Here is a 22,929-nt window from a genome sequence, read left to right on the forward strand (position 1 = left end):
GAAAAGCGGAACAGCGTCAGCGGAATTTCAGCGGACTTGCGGAGTCAAAAACATAAAATATAAATGTTTGTGGTAATTGGTAAATGAGGCTTTTTAGTCTGTTAAAAATTCCACGTTTGTCTTTAGTATCTCTTCTGCGAGATTTTTATCCGGTGTATTAGTATTAAATAAATGGAATTTACTAAAATATTCATCAAGAGTCTTTTCTATGGTTTTTCCTTCCTGACAATCGCCGCATTCGGACAATGAAAGGTAAGGTTGGCATGGACATTTGATTTTGTTATATATGCGTGCCCTATAGTTGTCTCTATAATAATTGTCAATATCAGCAAAGTGTTCTGCGAAATATTCTTTTGTATTCTTAATATTTTCTTTTTTCCTCAGTGATTTAATATTTGCTTTTATAACCTTATTGATATAGTTGTCGATGTTTTTTGGTATTGTGCCGGAAGCGTGAAGTTGTACTCTTGCGTCAACGCCTATAATAACAATGCCGGGTTGTTCTTCGATTTTAAACTGTTTTGTTAACGTTTTGTTATTATCCGAATAAAAAACAAAATCCAAATCATTTCTATCCAGAAAAGTTTTGATTAAATCTTTGTAGTCCTGTGAAATCAGGATGAATTTCACGGGTTTTTTATTGTAGCGAACTTTAATGGCTTGTATTTTTTTCAAAAAAGGCGCGGAGGTGAAGTTTTGTGTGCCGGCAAAACAAAATATTAGTGTTTCTTTGCCGACTTCTTCCGAAAGTAAGAAAATATTATTATCACTTGTTTTGATTTTAAAATTCGGTGCGACCTGGCCGATAAAATTTGCTGTGTCGAGGTTATAATGTCTTTGTTTAATATTTTCCGCGGAAGCAAAGCTGAAAAATAAAACGAAAAAGAAACATAATTTACAGAAATTTAATTTTTTTATATTCATGAATACATGTTAATACTAAAATATAAAAAGTCAAACCCTATTTAATTATTTATTCAAATGGAGTATAATTTATAGAAATTAACGGGAGGTTTTGTGATGAAAAAAATAATTATTTGTTTATTTATCTGTGTTTATCCGTTTTTGATAATGGCGGAGAATCTGGTTGTTAGAAAATATGATTCGTCAAGTTACAGCAGGATAGAGACGTTTTATCAGGATGGGATTGTTATTGCGAAATGGAGAACGGATTTTTATTATGATGTTGATAAGAAGGGTAAAAAAATAAATGGGAAATATAAATATGTAAATATTGAGCCTGATGGACGTGAAGCGACAGGATATGTAAATTATCAGAATGATAAAGTTGCGGATAAAGAAGTCATTATTAAATATGCAAATGACCAGCCAATGTGGGTTTTACATTATAAGGATGGGATTAAGCAGGGTGATGAAACCTGGTATTGGGAAGACGGCAGTATCCTGCAAACAGGTACATATGCAAATGATCGTTTTGAAGGTGACGTTATTTATTACGAAAAAGGAGTGGTTATTGCCCGAAGATCTTTTAAAAAAGGGAAATTGAATGGCAAAAGAACTGAGTATTATCCAAACGGCAATATAAAATATTATTTCACACATAAAGATGATAAATTTCATGGACTTGCAGAATCTTTCTATGAAGATGGAACTATAAAAAGCAGAACGGTTTGGAAAGATGATAAAGAGGGGCCAACTGTAATGTTTGACAGAAAGGGCAATAAAAAATCTGAATATAAAAAATATACCGGCGATCCGGATCCGAAAAATCTGAATGATGATGTCGTAAAATACTGGCAAAATGGAAATAAGCGGAGAGAATACAGAAACGTGAATGGGAAAATTGAAGGGTTGTTAAAAGAATATTCGGTAAATGGTGATTTAATGAAAGAGGATAACTATCATGACGGAATGAAGCATGGAGAATCAAAAAATTACGGATTTGATTATGCATATGCAAGTAAAACATTTAATAAATACTTAAGTGTTGTTTCCAATTATATTAACGATAAATTGGACGGCCAGTATATTGAGTATTATCCAAACGGTCAGGTAAAAGTAACAGTCAGTTATAAACAAGGAAAGGAACAGGGCGAGTATATTGAATATTATAAAACCGGAAAAATTGCATTTCGAAAATATTATCATGACGGATTATTAAACGGGGAAGAAAAAGGATTCTATGAAAACGGTAATAATATGTACGAAGTGAAGAACAGAAAGGGTAAACGTAATGGTGTTTTGAAGAAGTATTCTGAAAATGGAAAATTTTTGGAAGGGGTTAAATATACAAAGGGGATAGTGAAAAATCGAACATATGAGCCTTCAAATGATGCTCCGAAAGGGTATAAACATAGATACATTAAAAAAGGAAGAATGATTAAAGAAGTTATGAAAGATGCCGCAGATAATTATGATGGATATATTGATTATGTTTTAGATGCTGATACTGGCGAAAGGAAAGAAGGAAAGATGTATAATAAACAGGATGAATTGATTTTTTTGCTAAAGTATTTTTCTGAATCTGCGATGTTTCGAGGTTCAAGAATTGAATATTTTGATTCTGAAGGTTTGCTAAAAAAAAGAATAGTATATTTCATCGATGGCGGTCCAAAGTATATGGAGACAATGTCAAATAGTGACGGATACAGAATTATTAAAACGGAAAGTCTAACAGGTGATAAGAAAATAAATATTATTAAAAGGAAAATCTCACCTAGACCTAAGAGTGGCGATAGAATTAATAAAAAGAAATCGGATAATGTCATGGAACTAATAGCTAAATAAAAAAATATAGGGATGTACCTTGAGTCAGAAGCATAGAAACACTAAATTCCGTAAACTCTCAACTAGAGGTTCGTTCTTGAAAGTCCCCATAACTTTATATAAATATATTTAATGTTTTTGCGAAAAGGAGCCGGAATGGGAAAAGGCGGTTTTAAGAACACGGTATCATTTACTATTAATGCTTTTTTGGAAATGGTTAAAAAGCATAAGAAACAAATTATCATTTTGATAGTTGTTTTGTTCGCTTTTATTGCCGTCAAAAATTATATATTCAGAGATTCAATAGATAACAGGCTGGGATACCGTTATGAGGATATTGATGGAGATGGTATCAGAAACATGGACGACCCTGATGTTGACGGCGACGGGATTGCCAATATGCAGGACGCGGACGCGGATGGTGATGGGATAGCGAATCTTGAGGATACGCTGAAAGCCGCGGAAGGTTTAGTGGGCATACCGTATGATTTTAATATGGGTAAGTTTTTTAATATAGGGTGGCGGACAGGGAAAATTGTATGTATAGACGTGATAAACTTGTCGCTGGAAAAAGCCGGATTATATATGGAAAAGGAAATGAGGGAATTTTATAAAATGAATCCCGGTGCGTTTTCCAACAGAAACGGAGACAAACCGAAAAACGCGTTCTTTGCCAGAAGGGTAAAAAATTTAAGGGAATTCTGCGTGGCAAGCGGCTGGGTTCTTCCTGAAAACCCGCGGATAATGCCCGGGGATATAGTCATATTCAGCATATATCACACCGCTATGGTGGATGAAATAAGAGAAAAGGGTTACTACGCGATAGAAACCGAACAAAGGCTTATAACAACCAAAAAAGTATCAAGTGAGGATATGTTAGCAAGGCACAGTAATCCCATATATGTCCGTTTGCCGTTTTTTACGGCAAACGAAGGTATGGGGAAGAAGTGAAAAGTTGATTTGTAAGGCTCGACATCGGAAGTGAAATGGTATTTGATAAGAAAATTATGTGTATTCACACATAACTCTGGTATCACTCCGGGAAGTCGATTTCAACGTATATTTCTCGATTTTCGATTATCTATTTTTATTATTATTACCCCCCCGTAAACAAAACCACCCTTTAAAACGTCAAAATCCTGTTTCATCCGCTTTAATTGACTTTTTATAACAACAAAGATAAAATAAACTCATTATATGTTTTATAACAGGAGGGAATTTTGAAAAAGATATTTATTGCAGCTTTGATGTTTGTGTTTTACGTATTACCTTTATTTGCCGCAGAGAGTCTTGGCTATATCGCTTTTGTTTCCACCCGTGACGGGGGCGAGCAGATATATGTAATGCAGGAAGACGCGTCGCTGCAAACAAGAATCACAAACAAACCGGACTTCGCTTTCTGTATGCCAAAAATATCGCCTGACGGCTCTGAAATACTTGCCGTGGGATATAAACAGGTTGGTGAAGGCAGGGCGAGAAACGCTGATATTTATATTATGGATATAGACGGCGGAAATCTGCGTAAGATAACCGACGGCACTTCTGACAATGACTGTCCTGAATGGATGGTGGACGGGAAACATCTAATTTATTCTTCAAAAAAAGGCAATAAGTGGTCGCTTTATATAATGGACACAAGGGGTAAAAATATCAAGAAAATATCCGGGGATGGTTATAATGACCTTAATCCGTTAGTATCCCCTGATGGTAAAATGATAGCGTTTCAAAGTGATAAAGAAGAAGAGAATATAAAGCAATACTCGCAGGAAGATTCCGAATCTGAATATGAAGAATGGGATGAATACTCTGTCCCGGACGGCAAAAGGATTGAATTTGTAAACGGCGGGACTTATATGATTTATGTTATGGATATTGAAGGTAATAACAGAAGACGGCTTACTAATTATGGCGAAGGCCATACAAAACCGTTTTGGAGCCCGGACGGAAAAAAGCTTTATTATTTTGACTGGTATGAACGAAAAGCGCAGGTAATGATGATGAATCCTGATGGTAATAATAAAGAACAGACAGCATTATATATGGAAGACGGCCGAGACGGTTCTGTGGCTTGGGTTATTGGGGGCAGGATACCGGTTTTCTCCGTGCCGCAAAATGGCAGTCACTGGCGTCTGCTTCACGGGTTAAGAAATAACCTTGAACCTGTAAAACCGGTTTTTTATTCCGAATCAGATAATTATGACGCCTGCGCGCTGCCTGTTACGGCAAAAAACAGGGATTTATTCAGGCAGAAGACCGCGGAAAAGTATGAAAAAAACGGAATAATAGCTTTTACTTCAAGGCGTGACGGCGGGGTTAATGTGTACATAATGTGCCCGGACGGAAGCCTGCAGAGAAAATTAACAGACACCAACGGCGGCATAGGCGCTGTTGTTTCGCACGACAGAAAAAAGATTTATTACGTTGACTACGGCGCAGATACAAAAGAGCAGATAAACCAGATATTTGTAATGAATACTGACGGAACGGAAAAAAAGCAGCTTACATCCGGGACGATGTTCAGAAATCACATAGACTGCTCTCCTGACGGAAAAAAGATTGTTTTTGTCGGGGCGAAATCCACGAAAAGAAACGATATTTACGTGATGAATTCCGATGGAAGCCAAATTAAACAGTTAACTGACGACGAGTATCACGAATCAGATCCTAAGTGGTCGCCTGACGGCAAACGCATTGTTTTTTCAAGGCACAAGGATAAGAGAAACAGGGTGTTTGTAATGGACGCTGAGGGAAAAAGCCAGAAACAGATTACAAAAACCGGCGATAATGATGACACCCCGTGCTGGTCGCCTGATGGAAAACTGATACTGTTTGAAAGCGAAGGTAAACTTATGACAATAAAACCTGACGGCACAGATTTAAAAGCATTTAAGTGCGAAGTGAAGGCCGAAGAACCGTTCTGGTCGCCTGGCGGCAAAAAAATTGTTTTTAAAAAATATGGCAGTGAATATATATACGTAGTTGATGCTGACGGCAAAAACGCTGTGGATATTACCAACAGCGCAACTGTGGCATACTCCCCGTATTGGCGTTAAAGTGTAAGGAGCAGAGATAAATTATAATTGTTTACTAAAACCGGAGGCGGATGATATGGCGGAAGTAAAAGTAAAAAAGAAAATAAAAGTTTTAAAAATTCTGGGTGTGATTGCGGCTGTAATTGTGCTTGTTAATCTGGCAGGGTTTGCGGTAAACAGTTTATTTTTTTCAGGTGAACTTGATAAGATATCGCCATACGGAAAAATGACGGATATAAACGGCGGTAAAATGCACGTTTATTCCATGGGAAACGGCGGCAAGACGATTGTGCTTCTGCCGGGATTTGGCGTTCCGCTGCCAAGCGCGGATTTTGGCCCCCTTATCAGAAAATTTTCTGCAAAATACACTGTGGTATGTGTGGAATATTTTGGAACAGGATTCAGCGGACAGACAGATACCGCGCGGACAAATGAAAATTACGTGAACGAGATAAGAACTGCGCTTAAACTTAATGGCTTTAAACCGCCTTATATCCTTATGCCTCATTCCGCGTCGGGGATTTACAGCGAATATTATGCGGCAAAATATCCGCGCGAAGTATCCGCGGTAATAATGCTTGATACCACTTCAACCGGGGAAAAAGTATCTGGAAACCCGCCGAAGTTTATATTTACAATTGGAAAAATTCAGCAGGCGACAGGGCTTACAAGGCTTATATACGGGCTTATTCCCGCGTTTCATAAGAAAGAAAACGGATATACTGAAAAAGAAATCAGCGATTATAAAACATTTGTTTTTCACACCCTGAATAACACTATTATTAACCAGTCTTTAAGTATGGCGGACAATATCAACGAGGTTAACGCTTCTGTTTTTCCCGCAGAGGTTCCTGTGCTTAAGTTAGTATCGTCTGATACCTATAAAAAAATCGGAACTGAATACCAGGACAAACACATGAAAAGGCTGGGCAAGGCGGCTGATTTAAAGGTGCTGGAAGGCACGCACTTTGTTTATCAGACGGCTGCCGGCAGTATATTCAGTGCTGCGGATGAATTTATTGGCCGATTGGTGGAAAGGTAATTAAATGAATAAAGATTTTTAAGTATTTTTTATACAGTTCTTTGAAAAAATCAAATTTGTGGTATAATTATTAAAACTGTAAGGGGTTTTAAGAAAAAAATTTCAGGAGGAAAAATGAAAAAGAATTTGTTTATTGTTTTTGTTATGGCTTTTGTTTTTATGATTGCGGGCTGCTCTACAACTCAGAAGAATGCTGACGGAACCACTGTTGATTCAACGCCTGCGGCGGCGCAGGAAGAAAGGGATGCGGAAGCTGCAGCTGATAACACAGCGGCAGAACTTGCTGAAGCTGCAAGCGCAAAAGCAACTGAAACAGCTTTAGCAGCGGAAATAGCCGCAACGAAGACAGCTGCGGCGGTTAAGAAAGCTTCAAAGGCAGTAAGCGGCAAGGCAAAAACAGCAGCAAAGGCAGCAGCAGACAAGTTGGCTTCAGCACAGGCAACGGCAGAAGCTGTAGCGGCACAGGCAAAAGCGGACGCGGATGCGGCAGCAAAAGCAGCGGCGGACGCAAAAACCAAAGGCGGCTTCCCGTGGTGGATTATAATATTAATTATCATTATAGTGATAATAATAATTATCGTTGTTTCAACCAGGAAGAAAAACACAGCAGGATAGAATAAAGTTTTACCTTAAATAAATAAAAAAGCCCTTGGATAAAATCCAAGGGCTTTTTTATTTTGATTTAGCTTTAGTGGGAGATGTAGAATAAAGAACCGGCTTTAGCTCCGCTTACTGCGACTGCGTTAGCGGATGCGCCTTCTGCGGGAATTGTGCCGGAAGCAGTGGCTGTCCCGTAAGATGTTGTCACGTTAAGAGTGACTGTATCTCCGGTTGCGTAAGTGCCGGGAAGGGTAAATGTCGAGTGTACTCCGTCTAAAATAAAAGGAATTGTGTGTCCTGCAATTGTAACAGTTGCGTTATTAATCCAGGTATCAGTATTAGTGTCTTCAATAGTGCAGTTGGCGGTTGTCATGGTATCGGTCAGCTGAAAATTAGCCAAAATAAAAATGTCTGATGATGTGGTGGCTGCAGGCGGAGTTGGGGTAACTTCTAAGGCTGCTGCTGCCGGGCTTGCGGGAGAACACGATGATAAAGCAACTGCTAAAACAATTACAAGTACAGTTAAAAATGCTTTTTTCATAAAACCTCCTATGATTTTTTCCCTTGGGATAATATTATTAAATTCATATTAATTAGTCAAGAAAGTAAATTGACAAAGGGTATAATAAAATGAATGACGAAAGGGAATTTGAAAGCCGATAAATATATTTTAATAATTAAAAAAACACAGAAAAACGGTTATTAAGATTGACCGGTGATATAGGGGGCTGATGTAAAACCGCTATAAGTGAAAACCATATTTTGTTATTGTTTTTAGCGACACATGACGGTATTATTAATTGATATAGTCGGTAATTAAAAATATTACAGGGGTTTTATGAACTGCAGAATATGTAATAACACAGAGGGCAACAGGCAATATAATGTTAAAGAAATGATGTTTGGCATAAATGAATCTTTTTCGTACTTCAAGTGCGCTAAGTGCGGCTGTTTGCAGATAGCACAGATTCCGGATGATATGAAAAAGTATTACCCTGAAAGTTATTACAGTTATTCTTCCCTTGAAAAAACACCCATATATAAAGATGTTATCACAAAGTTTACAAAGGCAAACAGGGACTTTTATACAATTACAGGCAAAGGCATTGTGGGAAGGTTATTGTCGCTGTTTAAAAAACGGGATGAATTCATGATGCTGTCAGGGCTTGGGCTTAACAGGGATTCTCGAATTATTGACGTGGGGTGCGGCAGCGGAGGGAAATTGTATTCGCTTAGAAATGCAGGGTTTAAAAATGTACTGGGTGTGGATCCGTTTATAGGCAATGAAATCATAAAATACAAAAACGGCCTTGAAATTCATAAAAAAGATATCTTTGAAGTTTCCGGGAAGTGGGACCTTATAATGCTTAACCATTCTTATGAGCACATGGAAAAACCACAGGCTGTTATGGATAAAATTTCCGGATTGTTGTCTGATAATGGAACCTGCATTATCAGGATACCGCTTTGCGATTCCTATGCTTTTGAAACATATGGCGTAAATTGGGTTCAGCTTGACGCGCCAAGGCATTTTTTCCTGCATACGGTTAAAAGCATTTCTTTAATGGCTGATACAGCACAGCTTAAGGTTAACAGGGTAAATTATGAAGGTGATGAATTTCAGTTTTGGGCAAGTGAGCAGTATATAAAAGGTGTAACTCTTACAGCGGAAAATTCTTACGCGCAAAACAGGGAAAAGTCAGGTTTTTCTGAAGCGGTAATACAAGGATATAAAGAAAAAGCACGCGGATTAAATAAAGAAGAAAAGGGAGATGCCGCCGCGTTTTATCTGGTAAAGAAATAAAGGGGGATATATGAGAACAAAGGATACTAAAAATGATCCGGTAACAGAGTTTATAAGCAAATATCCTGACGATAACCGTAAGATTCTGACAAAGATAAGGCAGGTAATAAAAAAAGCCGCGCCAAAAGCGCAGGAAGCAATGGCTTACGGGATACCCACGTTTAAACTAAACGGAAATCTGGTTCATTTTTCCGGGTTCAAAAAACACATAGGCTTTTTTCCTGCGCCATCCGCTATTATTGCTTTTAAAAAAGAACTTGCCGCGTATAAAACAACAAAAGGTACAATACAGTTCCTGCTGGACAAACCCATTCCATACATGCTTATAACGAAGATTGTAAAATACAGGGTTAAGGAAAATAATGCTTTGAATAGAAAACAGCGTGCATAATTAAAGAATGCAAAGCTCTCTGAATTACTCCTATGTTCATTTGTTTTGCCGGATAAGGTCATAACAAAAGCATAGCGTTAAACCTGCCTTATTTATGCTTGTTATGACTGCCAGCCGTGTAATAAATAATTAATGAAACTAAAACAGGCGGCGGGGCGTCTAATATTTGTAAGTAAAAAACTTTCTTGGAGGTAAATATGAAAAAGACTTTTGTAACAGGGCTGGCTGTAATTCTGTTGTTTGCTTTTACCGCTGTAGTATCAGGTGCAAATAAAGCGGACTGTAAAATGGGAAAAGGAATGGAAATGGGTCAAAAGATGGGGATGGGAATGGGCGGCGCAATGTGCCCAAAAATGCTGCTTTCAAAGGCTTCAGAACTTAACCTTTCTACAGAACAGATGGAAAAGCTTAAAAAACTTGGCGACAAAAAGCCTGTGAAGGGGTCGAAAAGGGAAGAAATGGGAAAAGTACATGAAACAATAAAGGCGGAACTTGCAAAAGAAAAACCGGATATGGCAAAGATAGATAAAATGATAGATGAAACGACAAAAAAACACGCTGATGCCATGAAGCAGAATGCCCGTGATTCCGCGGAAATAAACGCGCTGCTTACAAAAGAGCAGAAGGAAATATTAAAAAAAGACATGGAAACAAAGAAAGAGTGTTTTAAGGAAAAAAGGATGAACAAGAAAAACAAATAAACTATTTTAATTTTAAAAGCCGCTTCCGGTGATGCAGGCCGTAAGCGGCTTTTTTTATTTTCCGTGCCGTCCCGGCTGTCTTTTGTTATTGCGATTTAATTTTTTGCTGATATAATCAGTATTGATATAAGTTCAAATTATAGGAGGGTATATGAAAAAGTTTATAATTGTGTTGGCTGCAGTTGTTGCAATGGCGTTTCCTGTAATGGCAGAGGGCACTTTGCTGGGTAATGATTCGGGGTGGTACAAATTCAATTTAACGGCGGAAGCGGGCTTTATATCTGTTTTATCCCACACCATCCAGTTTGGTCAGGCAGGCACACAGTTTGATTATAAGGAAGACGGTAATCAGGACGTGCTTTTTGCTTTTAACAGGTTTAACGCGGAATTAAGGCTTTGGGATAATCACAGCATTACTTTCCTTTACCAGCCGCTGGACGTGGTAACGGACGCGGTGGCAAAAAAAGACACTTATTTCCACGATGTATTATTTACTGAAGGCACACCTATGGTGGTAAGGTATGGTTTTTCTTTTTACAGGGCAAGCTATACCTGGTACTTTCTTAAGGATAAAGGCAATGAATTTGGCGCCGGGCTTTCAATGCAGGTGCGCAACGCGTCTATCAGCTTTAAATCTGCTGACGGCACAACGTCAATAATAAACGAAAATGTTGGGCCTGTGCCTATTTTAAGAATTGCGGGAAAATATAATTTTGATAATGGTATTTGGATTGGCATGGAAACTGATGCTTTTTACGCTTCAAGTGAATTCTTTAACGGTTCAAAGTATCCCTTTGAAGGCGCAATATGGGATGCTTCTTTCAGAAGCGGAATTGCCCTGAAAAACGGCATAAATCCTTTTATTAATTTAAGGTTCCTTGGCGGCGGCGGTAAAGGCACGTCGCAGGGTGAAGACAGGCAGGGCGACGGTTATACAAACAACTGGCTGAATACAATGTCTTTAACCCTTGGCGTTGTGCTGGAATAAGTTATTAAAAAAACTCTTATAAGGAAAACGTGATGTCTAAAAGGGCAAAACTTATTATTATCATGTCGTTTTTTGCGTGTACGGCAATACTTGTAACCGTAGGGCTTGGATACGCTTTAGAACCGCTTTTAATAGCTTTCGCCCTTGCGTACCTTATATACCCGCTTATAATAAAATTAGAGAAAAAAGGCGTAAACCGTATAATCGCGGTAACGTTGATATTTATTTTAACCGCGGCCGTGGTTGTATTTTCGGCAATGGCTGTCCTTCCAAGGATGATAAGCGATACCGGCAGTTTTATAAAGGAACTGCCGGATAATTCCGCCAAGGCGCTTATAATGGTGGATACTTTCGCGTCAAACGCGGGGATGGATTTAAATATAAGTGAAAACGGTATAGACGGGCTTATAAAACAGCAGGTAAGCCGCCTTTCCGCGGATGCCGTGGGTAAAATAACGGGTACGGTTTCGGGTTTGTTTTCCAATATATTAAAGTGGATGCTTGCGGTTTTAAACATACTTTTAATACCGCTGTTTTTCTTTTTTATGGTTTATGATTATGAAAAGGTGAAAGAAGAGATTAAAAGCTACATTCCCTTAAAATACATCCCTATGGCTAAAAATTATATGGGCAGGATAAATAGAATTTTAAACGGCTATATCAGGGGAAAACTTGTTGTGGCTTTAATACTTGGGCTGCTTTACGGCGCAGGGCTTTATGCTATTGGGCTTAAGTTCGGTTTTGTAATAGGGTTTGCCGCGGGCCTGCTTTCTATTATACCTTATGTGGGATCGCTTATTGGTTTTGTGGCGGCGGTTGTCATGGGGCTGGCTTATTATGAAGGGATAGGGCTGTTAATAGGAATAGGTGTGGTCTTTACAGTGGCACAGCTTTTAGAATCTTATATTATCACCCCGCATCTGGTGGGCAACTCTGTTGGTTTAAGCGCTTTTGTTATAATCCTGGCGATTATAATAGGAGGGAACTTAATGGGTGTGATGGGAATTTTTATTGCCATCCCGGTCGCCGCGATTTTAAAAGAGGTGCTTGTGGATCTTAGAAAACAATATCATTTACTGCTGCACGAACCGGTGTATGTTGTAAAAACTAAAAAGAGAAAATAATACTACGTTATTTTTTTAAGAATTTAATTTGCCCTGGTGTGATTATCCCTGATTACCATGTTAATTGTATTGTTCAGGGTTTGGATGCCGTGTGGTTTTTTTAAGAACGCAGCCGCGCCAAGCTTCATCAGTTTTTCTTCAATACCCGGCTCATCACAGGAAGAAAATATTATAACCGGAATTTCATTTGTTAAAGGGCCGGATTTTAAGGCTTTTAATACTTCTTCCCCGTTCATCTCCGGCATTTCCAGGTCAAGAAGGATCATGTCCATTGGCTCCAGGCGGGCTATTTCAAGGCCTATTTTAGCGCCTAATGCCGGGACCATCTCTAAATCGGGATTGCTCTTTAAATAAATAGACATAAGTTTAATCTGTAACGGTGAATCGTCAATACATAAGACACGCATTATTGCCTCCCTTAAATTTTTAATTACCCCTATAATTATGTATATCCGATAAACGCGACAAAGTCAATTTTATGGCAGAAAAGGCGTTTAACTCCGGTTGAATTGTTATAGAGGTGTGATATATTAACTGAAGCAGCACGGTTGGATGCTTGGAAGGTTAGATGCTTAGAGGCTTGGTAAAGCGGCGGTTTGACGGCTCAGAAGGTTGGGAAGAGCGGGTTAAGCTATAGGCAATTAAGCATAAGCGGAAATATTCAAACATAACGAATTAAGCTATAAGCAGTTAAGCTATAGCGAAAAAGTTTAAACATAACGAGTTAAGCTATAAGCAGTTAGGCATAAGCGGAATACAAAAAAGCAGCTCGGCGGCTCAGCGGCTCGGTTTAGATCTGGTAGGCGCGGGTCTTTAGCCCGCGGCAGTTTATTTAAAAAGAGCTGATAAATTATAAGCGGAAAGATGGCGGCTTGGAACACCGGAAAATAAAATATTACTTATCTGGAGGGTGTTAATGAAGAGGGCAGCAATTAAAATAAAGGCGGAAAAGTATCTGAAAATATTATGTTTGAAAATGCCGGAAAGGTGCCCCGGTAGAAAAAATAACATAAAGGCGCTTTTGTTTTTTGAAAAGGTATTGTCCTCATACGGATGGAAAATAAAAAGGCAGAATTTTAACTGCATTACCTGGAAAGAAAATAAGGTTATACTTAAAGCCGGAAATACGTTTTTTAAGGCAAGGGTAAGCCCTTATTCTAAAAGCTGCAGGGTAAAAGCGCCTTTAACAGTTGTGTCGTCGCTGCGGGAGCTGCGTAATGCTGATTTGAAAGGGCGAATAGTGCTTTTAAAAGGCGAAATAACCGCGCAGCAGCTTATGCCTAAAAAGTTTGTTTTTTATAATCCTGATGAGCATAAAGAAATTTACAGGCTGCTGGTAGAGAAAAAACCCGCGGCAATAATTACTGCAACATCCAAAAACCCGGAAACAGCCGGAAGCGCGTATCCGTTTCCTATGATTGAAGACGGGGATTTCAACATACCATCGGTTTATATGAAGGATATTTACGGGAAAAAACTGGCGCTTTTTGAAAACTCTATTATCAGCCTTTCTTTTAAATCCGAAAGAAAAAAATCAAAAGCGTGGAATGTTGCGGGGTATAAAGGCGGCGCGGGGAATAAAATTACAGTATGCGCGCACATAGACACAAAGGACAAGACGCCCGGAGCGTTGGATAACGGTACGGGCATTGTAACGCTTATGCTTCTTGCGGAGATGATGAAAAATTACACCGGCAAAAACCGCTTGGAAATACTGGCGTTGAACGGCGAGGATTTTTACGCGGTGCCGGGACAGATGAAATACCTGAAAGTAAATAATAACAAAATGGATAAAATAAGATTTGTAATAAATATGGACGCGGCGGGAATGAAAGGCAAAAAGACGGCTTTTTCGTTTTATGGGATGCAGGGGGCTGATGCGGTTAAAATAAGGCGTGTATTTTCGGATGCGCCCGGTTTTGTTGAAGGCAGTCAATGGCCGCAGGGCGATCATATGGTATTTGCGTCATTCGGGGTTCCGGCAGTTGCAATCACATCGGAAAATTTTACACAGCTTTGCTCCGAAATCACGCACACTGACAAAGATAAACCTTCACTTGTTGACTATAAAAAGCTTGTGGATATTGCGGAAACGCTGAAAAAAATGATTGAAGAGATGTAGGATGGATCGGGACAGTTGGATGCTTAGATGCTTAGATGCTTGGAGGCTTGGAGGCTTGGCAAGAGCGAGTTTACGAGCGAAAGTGTTAAGGGACAGTTTGGACGGTTTTACCAAGCATCCCAACATCTAAGCGTCAAAGCATCAGAATAAGCGAGTTAAGCTATAGGCAAAATTAAGCAAAAACGAAGGATACAACGAAGGTTTGGACAGTTTTGCCAAGCATCCAAGCGTCTAAGCGTCCAACAGTCAGAATAAGCGTATTAAGCTATAGGCAATTAGGCATAAACGAAGGATACAACGAAGGTTTGGACAGTTTTGCCAAGCATCCAAGCGTCTAAGCGTCCAAACATCAAAATTTTATAGGAGAAAAACATGAAAAACAAAACAGTAATAATAACAGGCGGGGCGCAGGGAATTGGAAGGGGGATGGTGCAGGAATTTATGGAAGATAAATGGAACGTTATGATGGCCGATATTGACGGCGAAGCGGCGCTGGAACTTCTGGATGCAATGAATGCGGGTAATCAGCTTTCTTTCTGCAAGTGTGATGTTTCAGCTGAAGCTGAGGTGGAAAAACTTATAAAGGGCTGCGCGGCTGCTTTTGGGTCTGTTGACGCGATAATAAATAATGCGGGAATCGGCAATAATAAACCTGTAACTGAATTAACACTGGCTGAATGGAACAGGGTAATGGGTGTTAATCTTACGTCTATTTTTTTAACTGCAAAATATGGCGCGCCGCATCTTAAGAAGAATAAGGGTGCAATTGTAAACATGGCTTCCACGCGCGCGTTAATGTCTGAACCCAATACAGAGGCGTATTCTGCCACAAAGGGCGGTGTGGTGGCGCTTACACATTCGCTGGCTGTTTCCCTTGGGCCGGATGTGCGTGTTAACTGCATAAGCCCGGGCTGGATTGAAGTATCTGATTTTAAGAAAAAAAGAGATTTTAAAGAGCCGGTTCACTCTGAAGCGGATAAAACACAACACCCGGCAGGCAGGGTGGGTGTGCCTTCTGATATAGCGCAGCTTGCATTATATCTGGTTTCCGACAAGGCGGGATTTATCACAGGGCAGAATTTTGTTGTTGATGGCGGCATGACGAAAAAAATGATTTATAAGTGACAGGTGACAAGTGACAAGTGACAGGTGACAGGTGACAGGTGACAGGTGACAAGTGACAGGTGACAGGTGACAGGTGACAGGTGACAGGTGACAGGTGACAAGTGACAGGTGACAGGTGACAAGTGACAAGTGACAAGTGACAAGTGACAGGTGACAGGTAACAGGTAACAACTTGTAACTTGTTAGTTGTAACTTGCAACTTTCTTCCGTAGAATATCACTTGACAGGTGATATACTATCTTGTATAATTCAATCAAGAAAAATTACGGAGGTGGAATATGATTCGCGAAGTGATAGAAATTGACGAACAGAAATGCGACGGGTGCGGAAACTGCATTCCCGGATGCCCGGAAGGCGCGCTTCAGGTAATTGACGGCAAAGTAAGGCTTGTGGCGGATTACCTTTGTGACGGACTTGGCGCATGTGTGGGTGAATGCCCTAAGGACGCTTTAAAAGTAATTAAGAAAGATGTGGAAGAATATGATGAAAAACGCGTGATAAAAAACATAATAAAACAGGGTATTAACACGGTTAAAGCGCATATGAAACATCTGCGTGACCACGGGCAGGACGGCTATCTTAAAACCGCACGAGAAGTGTTAAAGGAAAACAATATCACATTTGATGAAGAAGAACCGGCTGCTCACGGGCATCACAGTCATCACGAGCATAAAGGCCACGGCGGAGGGTGCCCCGGTTCGCGCATGATTGACAATACAAAACACAAACATCACGAACATCATAATGATAATGGTTCGGCGCCCTCGGAATTGCGGCAGTGGCCTGTGCAGCTTCACCTTGTATCACCCGCGGCGCCTTACTTTAACGGCGCGGATGTGGTGCTTGCAGCTGACTGCGTGGCGTATGCCATGGGCAGTTTTCATAAAGATTTTTTACGTAATAAAGCCCTTGCCATTGCATGCCCAAAGCTGGATTCTGACATGGATGTTTATGTGGAGAAAATTGCCGCAATGGCAGACCAGGCAAAGATAAATACCTTAACCGTTGTAAGGATGCAGGTGCCGTGCTGCGGCGGCCTTGTGCAGATGGCAAAAGCGGGAATTGAAAAAGCGCAGCGCAAAGTGCCGATAAAGGCGGTAACAATAAGCCTGGAAGGCGAAGTGCTGGAAGAGAAGTGGATATAATAATAGAAGCTTGGATGGTTAGATGCTTGGAAGCTTGGTAAGAGAGAGACTATAAGCAGATAAGCATTAGGCAGTTAAGCATAAGCGGAAGGCTAAAAGAGCAAGTTTCGCTATAGCTTAATTGCTTAAACTGTTAAAGAGCTATGTTTTGTAATGGTAGACGCGGGTCTTTAGCCCGCGGCAGTTGATTTATATTTAATTTTTTTACGAGAGAAAGCAGAAGGGACAGTGATAATAAAAGCGTATTAAGTTATAAGCAGAGGCAATAGCGTAAAAGTTGCAGCGCAGAGGCTCCGCAATTCGGATATTTTATAATAATTCAACTGCAGCACCCTGAAGGGTGCGCCTACCAGATCTATACCAAACCTCCAAGCGTCCAAGCCTCCGTATTTCCGCATATTTACGTTGAAAAATCCCTTAAAATTATATATTATATATATTAATGTTTGCGGGTGTAGTTCAGTGGCAGAATGCGAGCTTCCCAAGCTTGAGACGAGGGTTCGATTCCCTTCACCCGCTCCATTTTAAACGTTATATTTTTGCCGTGAAATATTTGCCATAATGTGAAATTAAGATCCTGACGGCGGCCTTTTGGCCGCCTGAAATATATTTGGAGTAAAAAGTGATACTTAAAGAGTCTGATAAATGGGCCGACCTTCACATTCATACAAGGAAGTCGGACGGCACAAACACCGTTGAAGAGGTATTTCAAAGGGCAAAAGACAGCGGCCTTGAAGCCATTGCAATTACCGACCACGACACCGTTGCAGGTGTTCCTGAAGGTATTGAAATGTCAAAAAAGTACGGGGTGAAGTTTGTCCCGGGTATAGAATTATCCGCTATTCATAACAATAAAGAAATTCACATAGTGGCGCTTTTTGTGGATTGGAAAAACCAGGAGTTTGTAAAGAAACTTACCTACTTTCAGAAGAAACGCACGGAGCGCGCGAAGAAAATAATAAGCAAGCTTAAAGAACTTAACATGGACATAGCGTTTGAAGACCTGTTTGAATTTACCGAAAATATAAACAATGCGGGCAGGCTTCACATCGCGAAACTTATGGTACAGAAGAATTACGCGAAAAACATAAAGGACGCTTTTGCCAGGTTTCTTGCTGAAGACAGGGTGGCGTATGTGGCAAAAGCCAAGCTTACCGTGCAGGAAGCAATAACGCTTGTAAAAGAAGTAAAAGGAGTTTCAATACTGGCGCATCCGGGTTTGTTTAACGCGGATGAAATGATACCGCAGTGGGCAAAGGAAGGGTTAAACGGGATAGAGGTGTTTCATCCTGACCATACTTATGAAGACATGAATAAATACATGGATATTGCCAATGCCAATAACCTTCTGGTAAGCGGAGGCTCCGACTGCCACGGGACTTCAAAGGATTACACAAGGATAGGAAAGATAAGGCTTCCTTACGAATATTACGACAAGATACAAAAATTCAAAAATAAAGTTTATGGAGAATAAGATGGAACAGGGAAAGAAGCATGATGTTAACGCCGTGCCCGAACAGCCGGTGCTAAGCGAATCTGAACTTTTAAAAGCCAGAAAAGACAACCTTGAATATTTTGTAAATAAGGGAAATGTACCGTACAAGTACGGCTATGACAGAAGCGGCACAATTGCTGAAATTAAAGAGCGCAATGGTTCAGTGGCAGAGGGCGTGGAAGGTGATATTGTTGAACGCGCATGCGGCAGAATAATGAGTATAAGGGGACATGGCAAGACAACGTTTGCAAACTTAAAGGATTTTTCCGGAATTATTCAGGTTTACATAAGAAAAGACGCGGTGGGCGATGAAGCTTATGAAGATTTTAAAAAGATGGATATAGGCGACATTTTCGGCGTGGAAGGAAAAGTATTTAAAACAAAGACAGGCGAACTTACGGTAAAGGCGGACAAGTTTGACCTTTTAACAAAGTCGCTGCTGCCGCTTCCGGAAAAATGGCACGGGCTGAAAGATAAAGAAACCCGCTACCGCAAAAGGTACCTTGATTTAATTTCAAACGAAGAGGTAATGAATACTTTTGTTTTAAGGACAAAGATAATTAAAGAGATAAGGAACTTTCTGGATTCGCGCGGTTTTCTGGAAGTGGAAACTCCCATGATGCAGGCGATACCCGGCGGCGCCAAGGCGAAACCTTTTTTAACGCACCACAACGCGCTGGATATGGATTTATACATGAGGATAGCGCCGGAGCTTTATCTTAAAAGGCTGCTTGTGGGCGGCTTTGAAAAGGTGTATGAAATAAACCGTAACTTCAGAAACGAAGGCATATCCATAAAGCATAACCCGGAATTCACAATGGTGGAGCTGTATCAGGCGTACACCGATTTTCAGGGAGTCATGAACCTGTGCGAAGAAATGATAGCGCACCTTGCGGATAAACTGCTTGGCAGAATGGTTATCACATACCAGGGCTCGGAAATTGACCTGACGCCGCCGTGGAAAAGGATTTCCATGAAGGACGCGATTAAAGAGTACGCGGAAATTGATTTTGATTCAAAGTCTGAAGCCCAGCTTGAAGAGATATTAAAGGCAAAAGAAGTGGATGTGCGCCCCGGCGCGCTGCGCGGGGAACTTTTAGAACTTGTATTCGGCGAACTTGTGGAACCTAAATTAATGGGGCCGGTTTTTATAACCGATTTCCCGGTGGAAATTTCGCCGCTGGCAAAAGTAAACAGAAACAATCCGGCTATTACAGAGCGTTTTGAACCGTATATTTTTGGGCGCGAACTTGCCAATGGATTTTCGGAACTTAATGATTCCGAAGACCAGGAAAGAAGGTTCAGGCAGCAGATAGATATGGACACGCATGGCGAAGTGGCAAAGGCAATTGATGAAGATTACGTGGAAGCGTTAAAATATGGAATGCCGCCGGCGGGCGGCCTTGGAATTGGTATTGACAGGCTGATAATGTTTTTAACCGATTCAGCTTCGATAAGGGATGTAATTTTGTTTCCGCTGTTAAGGCCGGAGAAGTAATTTAGACGCTTGGATGGTTGGATGCTTAGAAGCTTAGAAAGAGCCTATTAAGCCATAAGCAGTTAAGCATTAGGCAGTTAAGCATAAGCGGAAGGCAAAAGAACTAGTTTCGCTATAGCTTAATTGCTTAAACTGCTAAAGTGCTATTTTTTGTACTGGTAGGCGCACCCTTTAGGGTGCGGTAGTTGGAACGTAAAATATTTAAGATAAAAATATAAATGGCGGATTGGAATGTCGGTTGGTTTTGCCAAGCATCCAACCATCCAAGCGTCCAAGCATCAGAATAAAGGAGTTGAGTATTATGCCAAGGCCTTTTAATTACTTTATAGGATTGCGTTATCTGTCTGCAAAGAAGAAAGGTTTTATAAACCTTATTTCAATTCTTTCCGTGGCGGGCATTGCGCTGGGCGTAACCGCGCTTATTGTTGTTATTTCCGTCATGAACGGGTTCCACGAGGACATCCGAGACAAAATAATAGGCACCAATGCCCACGTGGTTGTATCGTCTTATACCAAAGAGGGTATTTCCGGTTACAAAGAGAAAATGAAGGGTATTAAAAAAATTCAGCACGTAAAAGCTGCAGCCCCCTATTTCATGGGGCAGGTTATGTTAAAGTCCGGCGAAAAAGTGGAAGGTATGCTTTTATGGGGTATAGAACCTTCAAGCATGTCATCGGTGAACAACCTTGAAAAAAACATAATAAAAGGCGATATGGATTTTATAATGAGGGAGCTTCCTGACGGCAAACGCGGCATTGTGCTTGGCAAGGAACTTATGAATAATATAGGCGCGGAACTGGGAGATGAAATTATTGTTATCTCGCCGGTGTTTCAGCAGACCCCTACAGGCATGATTCCTAAAATGAGCAGGATGCGCATAGTGGGCGTCTTTGAAGCGGGAATGTATGATTACGATACTACGTTTGCCTACGCGTCAATGGATACGGTTCAGAAATTATTCAACCGCGGTGACGTGGCAACAGGCATAGCCATAAAAACAGACAAACTTGAAAACGCGACAATAGTTGCCACAGAGATTCACAGAATATATAAAGACCTATGGGCGCGCGACTGGATGTCTTTGAATAAGAACCTTTTTTCCGCGCTGAAGATTGAAAAACTTGCGATGTTTATAATTCTGCTTCTTGTGGTCCTGGTGGCGGCGTTCAATATCGCGTCCACCCTTATAATGATTGTAATGAGAAAAACAAAAGATATAGGTATTCTAAAATCAATGGGCGCAAGCAACAGCGATGTTATGAATATTTTTATAATACAGGGGGTGGCTACGGGCATCCTGGGCGCGGTTATAGGATTTGTTTCGGGCGTGCTTATATGCATATATTTAAAAGCATACCCCATTTCCATGCCGGGAGGCGGCAGCGTGTATTACATTGACAAACTTGCGGTATCGCTGAAATTTTCCGAAGTAATTATAATCCCAATTGCGGCGATTATAATATCGTTTTTTGCGACGCTTTACCCTTCTTATCACGCGTCCAAACTGGACCCTGTAGAGGCGGTGCGTTATGAGTAACATAATGACGGCAAGGGATATAAGAAAGACGTTTGAAACAGGCAAGAACCAGCTTAATGTTTTAAAGAGCGTAAACCTGGAAGTTAAAAAAGGCGAACTGCTTATGATAGTGGGGCCTTCGGGCGCCGGGAAAAGCACGCTTCTTGCCATTCTTGGCGGCTTAAGCAGGCCGGGCAGCGGAAGGGTGCTTTTAAACGACGAAGATATGTACACGCTTAATGATGAAAAACTTGCAATGCTTCGCAGCAAAAGGCTGGGTTTCATATTCCAGTTTCATCATTTGTTGCCTGAATTTAACGCCATGGAAAACGTGGCCATGCCGGCAATGATTGCGGGTATAAATAAAAAAGAGGCGCTTGAAAAAGCAAAAAAACTTCTTATCACCATAGGCCTGGGCGGAAGGCTGACACATAAGCCCAGCGAATTGTCCGGAGGAGAGCAGCAGAGGGTGGCAATTGCCAGGTCGCTTATTAATGACCCTGACATTGTGTTCGCGGATGAACCCACCGGCAATCTGGACAAGGCAAACGCGGAAATTATTCATAAAGTGATACTGGATTTCAACCGCAGTTTCGGACACACTTTTGTAATTGTAACGCATAACGAACACTTGACTTCTATAGGCAACAGAATAGTATTAATAGAGGACGGCAACATAGCAAGCATTAAAAATGTAAGATAAATTATAATATAATTTTATAGGAGGAAAGTATGCTGATTAATCTTAACGGGAAGATGGTACCAAAAGAGAAAGCTGTAGTATCTGTGTTTGATCATGGTTTGTTATACGGCGACGGGATATTTGAAGGAATAAGGGTTTATTCAAATAATGTATTCAGGTTAAGGGATCATATAGAAAGGCTTTATGATTCCGCTAAGTTTCTTAATATGGATATTGGAATGAAACAGGAAGATATGATTAAGCAGGTGGTGGAAACGGTAAAGGCAAACAAGTTAAAAGATGGTTATATAAGGCTTGTGGTCACAAGGGGCGTAGGCGACCTTGGGCTGGACCCAAGAAAATGTACGGAGGGCGTGACGTTTTTTATTATAGCGGCGAATATAAGTTTGTATCCGGAAGAGTTATATAAAAATGGCATGTTTATTACAACGGTGGCGGTAAGGCGCAACTTAAGCGAAACGCTGGAACCAAGGGTTAAGTCGCTTAACTATCTGAATAATATTCTGGCAAAAATGGAAGCCGGCAACCACGGTTCCGCGGAAGCTATAATGATAAATAACCTTGGGCACGTGGCAGAAGCCACGGGAGACAATGTTTTTCATATTAAAAAAGGGAAGCTGTACACGCCAACCCTTACAAGCGGCGCTTTGGGCGGCATGACAAGAAGGACGGTATTGGAAATAGGGGAAGAACTTAAAATGGATGTATTTGAGACAATCGTTACAAGGTACGACCTTTACACGGCTGATGAATGTTTCCTGACCGGAACCGCGGCCAAGGTTATTCCCGTTACAAGAATAGACGGAAGGGCTATAGGCGAAGGCGTGCCGGGGCCGTTTACAAAAAAGATATTAGCGGAATTTAAAAAGAAGACCGTTACAATGGGCGTTAAGGTTAAATAAAAAACAGTCAGAGC

At 40.6% G+C, this 22,929-nt stretch carries 21 protein-coding genes, 1 tRNA gene and 1 pseudogene; 19 read left to right on the forward strand and 4 right to left on the reverse strand.

Going from position 1 to position 22,929, the window contains the following annotated elements:
* Positions 1 to 93: 93 nt before the first annotated feature.
* Positions 94 to 924 (reverse strand): hypothetical protein, encoded by an 831-nt coding sequence (locus CVV21_09605; GenBank protein PKL91041.1) that lies wholly within the window; start codon positions 922 to 924, stop codon positions 94 to 96.
* 96 nt (positions 925 to 1,020) lie between these two features.
* Between CVV21_09605 and CVV21_09610 the strand changes: the two genes are divergently transcribed.
* The 5 genes and pseudogenes from CVV21_09610 (at position 1,021) to CVV21_09630 (ending at position 7,416) form a co-directional block, all read left to right on the forward strand.
* Positions 1,021 to 2,748, forward strand: coding sequence for a hypothetical protein (locus CVV21_09610; GenBank protein PKL91042.1), 1,728 nt, complete (start codon positions 1,021 to 1,023; stop codon positions 2,746 to 2,748).
* 135 nt (positions 2,749 to 2,883) lie between these two features.
* Positions 2,884 to 3,678: a hypothetical protein gene (locus tag CVV21_09615; GenBank protein ID PKL91043.1), complete on the forward strand. Its 795-nt coding sequence runs from the start codon at positions 2,884 to 2,886 to the stop codon at positions 3,676 to 3,678.
* Between the two features lie 269 nt (positions 3,679 to 3,947).
* Positions 3,948 to 5,780 (forward strand): hypothetical protein, encoded by a 1,833-nt coding sequence (locus tag CVV21_09620; GenBank protein ID PKL91044.1) that lies wholly within the window; start codon positions 3,948 to 3,950, stop codon positions 5,778 to 5,780.
* A gap of 55 nt (positions 5,781 to 5,835) precedes the next feature.
* A pseudogene (locus CVV21_09625) lies at positions 5,836 to 6,735 on the forward strand (alpha/beta hydrolase).
* Between the two features lie 180 nt (positions 6,736 to 6,915).
* Positions 6,916 to 7,416: a hypothetical protein gene (locus CVV21_09630; protein PKL91045.1), complete on the forward strand. Its 501-nt coding sequence runs from the start codon at positions 6,916 to 6,918 to the stop codon at positions 7,414 to 7,416.
* Between the two features lie 73 nt (positions 7,417 to 7,489).
* Here CVV21_09630 and CVV21_09635 read toward each other — a convergent pair whose 3' ends face one another.
* Positions 7,490 to 7,942 (reverse strand): hypothetical protein, encoded by a 453-nt coding sequence (locus CVV21_09635; protein PKL91046.1) that lies wholly within the window; start codon positions 7,940 to 7,942, stop codon positions 7,490 to 7,492.
* A 297-nt stretch (positions 7,943 to 8,239) separates the two neighbouring features.
* On the opposite strand from CVV21_09635, the gene CVV21_09640 reads away from it, so the two are divergent.
* The 5 genes from CVV21_09640 (at position 8,240) to CVV21_09660 (ending at position 12,409) form a co-directional block, all read left to right on the forward strand.
* Entirely contained in the window at positions 8,240 to 9,205 is a 966-nt protein-coding gene (locus CVV21_09640; protein ID PKL91047.1) for a class I SAM-dependent methyltransferase, read from the forward strand.
* Positions 9,206 to 9,215: 10 nt separating this feature from the next.
* Positions 9,216 to 9,596, forward strand: coding sequence for a hypothetical protein (locus tag CVV21_09645; GenBank protein ID PKL91048.1), 381 nt, complete (start codon positions 9,216 to 9,218; stop codon positions 9,594 to 9,596).
* 197 nt (positions 9,597 to 9,793) lie between these two features.
* Entirely contained in the window at positions 9,794 to 10,297 is a 504-nt protein-coding gene (locus CVV21_09650; protein PKL91049.1) for a hypothetical protein, read from the forward strand.
* Between the two features lie 151 nt (positions 10,298 to 10,448).
* Positions 10,449 to 11,285 (forward strand): hypothetical protein, encoded by an 837-nt coding sequence (locus CVV21_09655; GenBank protein PKL91050.1) that lies wholly within the window; start codon positions 10,449 to 10,451, stop codon positions 11,283 to 11,285.
* A gap of 32 nt (positions 11,286 to 11,317) precedes the next feature.
* Entirely contained in the window at positions 11,318 to 12,409 is a 1,092-nt protein-coding gene (locus CVV21_09660) for a hypothetical protein (protein ID PKL91051.1), read from the forward strand.
* Between the two features lie 23 nt (positions 12,410 to 12,432).
* On the opposite strand, the gene CVV21_09665 is transcribed toward CVV21_09660, so the two are convergent.
* Positions 12,433 to 12,816 carry a hypothetical protein gene (locus CVV21_09665; protein ID PKL91052.1) on the reverse strand — a complete coding sequence of 128 codons (384 nt, stop codon included), beginning with the start codon at positions 12,814 to 12,816 and terminating at the stop codon, positions 12,433 to 12,435.
* 509 nt (positions 12,817 to 13,325) lie between these two features.
* On the opposite strand from CVV21_09665, the gene CVV21_09670 reads away from it, so the two are divergent.
* Together CVV21_09670 and CVV21_09675 are read left to right on the forward strand one after the other, a co-directional pair.
* On the forward strand, positions 13,326 to 14,531 hold the full coding sequence (locus tag CVV21_09670) for a Zn-dependent exopeptidase M28 (GenBank protein ID PKL91053.1): 1,206 nt from the start codon (positions 13,326 to 13,328) through the stop codon (positions 14,529 to 14,531).
* Positions 14,532 to 14,903: 372 nt separating this feature from the next.
* Positions 14,904 to 15,656, forward strand: a complete 753-nt coding sequence (locus CVV21_09675; protein PKL91054.1) for an oxidoreductase — start codon at positions 14,904 to 14,906, stop codon at positions 15,654 to 15,656.
* Here CVV21_09675 and CVV21_09680 read toward each other — a convergent pair.
* Positions 15,598 to 15,813 carry a hypothetical protein gene (locus CVV21_09680; protein ID PKL91156.1) on the reverse strand — a complete coding sequence of 72 codons (216 nt, stop codon included), beginning with the start codon at positions 15,811 to 15,813 and terminating at the stop codon, positions 15,598 to 15,600. The two genes, CVV21_09675 and CVV21_09680, sit on opposite strands and share 59 nt — an antisense overlap.
* Before the next feature lie 121 nt (positions 15,814 to 15,934).
* Between CVV21_09680 and CVV21_09685 the strand changes: the two genes are divergently transcribed.
* From CVV21_09685 to ilvE, 7 genes are all read left to right on the forward strand, one after another.
* Positions 15,935 to 16,801 carry a 4Fe-4S ferredoxin gene (locus tag CVV21_09685; GenBank protein PKL91055.1) on the forward strand — a complete coding sequence of 289 codons (867 nt, stop codon included), beginning with the start codon at positions 15,935 to 15,937 and terminating at the stop codon, positions 16,799 to 16,801.
* Positions 16,802 to 17,249: 448 nt separating this feature from the next.
* Positions 17,250 to 17,323 (forward strand) — tRNA-Gly (locus CVV21_09690).
* Between the two features lie 100 nt (positions 17,324 to 17,423).
* On the forward strand, positions 17,424 to 18,275 hold the full coding sequence (locus CVV21_09695; protein ID PKL91056.1) for a phosphatase: 852 nt from the start codon (positions 17,424 to 17,426) through the stop codon (positions 18,273 to 18,275).
* A gap of 1 nt (position 18,276) precedes the next feature.
* Positions 18,277 to 19,794: a lysine--tRNA ligase gene (gene lysS, locus CVV21_09700; protein PKL91057.1), complete on the forward strand. Its 1,518-nt coding sequence runs from the start codon at positions 18,277 to 18,279 to the stop codon at positions 19,792 to 19,794.
* 301 nt (positions 19,795 to 20,095) lie between these two features.
* Positions 20,096 to 21,331, forward strand: a complete 1,236-nt coding sequence (locus CVV21_09705; GenBank protein PKL91058.1) for a lipoprotein-releasing system transmembrane subunit LolC — start codon at positions 20,096 to 20,098, stop codon at positions 21,329 to 21,331.
* On the forward strand, positions 21,324 to 22,013 hold the full coding sequence (locus tag CVV21_09710; protein ID PKL91059.1) for a lipoprotein-releasing system ATP-binding protein LolD: 690 nt from the start codon (positions 21,324 to 21,326) through the stop codon (positions 22,011 to 22,013). Before CVV21_09705 ends, CVV21_09710 begins: the two co-directional genes overlap by 8 nt.
* A 29-nt stretch (positions 22,014 to 22,042) precedes the next feature.
* Positions 22,043 to 22,915: a branched-chain-amino-acid transaminase gene (ilvE, locus tag CVV21_09715; GenBank protein PKL91060.1), complete on the forward strand. Its 873-nt coding sequence runs from the start codon at positions 22,043 to 22,045 to the stop codon at positions 22,913 to 22,915.
* Positions 22,916 to 22,929: the final 14 nt, after the last annotated feature.

The organism is Candidatus Goldiibacteriota bacterium HGW-Goldbacteria-1 (assembly GCA_002839855.1).
GTDB lineage: Bacteria > Oederibacteriota > PGYV01 > PGYV01 > PGYV01 > PGYV01.

Bases quoted from the DNA above. Each gene is read 5' to 3' on its own strand.
- CVV21_09630 (PKL91045.1), top strand. From the start codon at position 6,916: ATGAAAAAGAATTTGTTTATTGTTTTTGTTATGGCTTTTGTTTTTATG.
- CVV21_09705 (PKL91058.1), top strand. From the start codon at position 20,096: ATGCCAAGGCCTTTTAATTACTTTATAGGATTGCGTTATCTGTCTGCA.
- CVV21_09650 (PKL91049.1), top strand. From the start codon at position 9,794: ATGAAAAAGACTTTTGTAACAGGGCTGGCTGTAATTCTGTTGTTTGCT.
- CVV21_09615 (PKL91043.1), top strand. From the start codon at position 2,884: ATGGGAAAAGGCGGTTTTAAGAACACGGTATCATTTACTATTAATGCT.
- ilvE (PKL91060.1), top strand. From the start codon at position 22,043: ATGCTGATTAATCTTAACGGGAAGATGGTACCAAAAGAGAAAGCTGTA.
- lysS (PKL91057.1), top strand. From the start codon at position 18,277: ATGGAACAGGGAAAGAAGCATGATGTTAACGCCGTGCCCGAACAGCCG.
- CVV21_09670 (PKL91053.1), top strand. From the start codon at position 13,326: ATGAAGAGGGCAGCAATTAAAATAAAGGCGGAAAAGTATCTGAAAATA.
- CVV21_09605 (PKL91041.1), bottom strand. From the start codon at position 924: ATGAATATAAAAAAATTAAATTTCTGTAAATTATGTTTCTTTTTCGTT.
- CVV21_09675 (PKL91054.1), top strand. From the start codon at position 14,904: ATGAAAAACAAAACAGTAATAATAACAGGCGGGGCGCAGGGAATTGGA.
- CVV21_09710 (PKL91059.1), top strand. From the start codon at position 21,324: ATGAGTAACATAATGACGGCAAGGGATATAAGAAAGACGTTTGAAACA.
- CVV21_09685 (PKL91055.1), top strand. From the start codon at position 15,935: ATGATTCGCGAAGTGATAGAAATTGACGAACAGAAATGCGACGGGTGC.
- CVV21_09655 (PKL91050.1), top strand. From the start codon at position 10,449: ATGAAAAAGTTTATAATTGTGTTGGCTGCAGTTGTTGCAATGGCGTTT.
- CVV21_09610 (PKL91042.1), top strand. From the start codon at position 1,021: ATGAAAAAAATAATTATTTGTTTATTTATCTGTGTTTATCCGTTTTTG.
- CVV21_09665 (PKL91052.1), bottom strand. From the start codon at position 12,816: ATGCGTGTCTTATGTATTGACGATTCACCGTTACAGATTAAACTTATG.
- CVV21_09635 (PKL91046.1), bottom strand. From the start codon at position 7,942: ATGAAAAAAGCATTTTTAACTGTACTTGTAATTGTTTTAGCAGTTGCT.
- CVV21_09640 (PKL91047.1), top strand. From the start codon at position 8,240: ATGAACTGCAGAATATGTAATAACACAGAGGGCAACAGGCAATATAAT.
- CVV21_09645 (PKL91048.1), top strand. From the start codon at position 9,216: ATGAGAACAAAGGATACTAAAAATGATCCGGTAACAGAGTTTATAAGC.
- CVV21_09660 (PKL91051.1), top strand. From the start codon at position 11,318: ATGTCTAAAAGGGCAAAACTTATTATTATCATGTCGTTTTTTGCGTGT.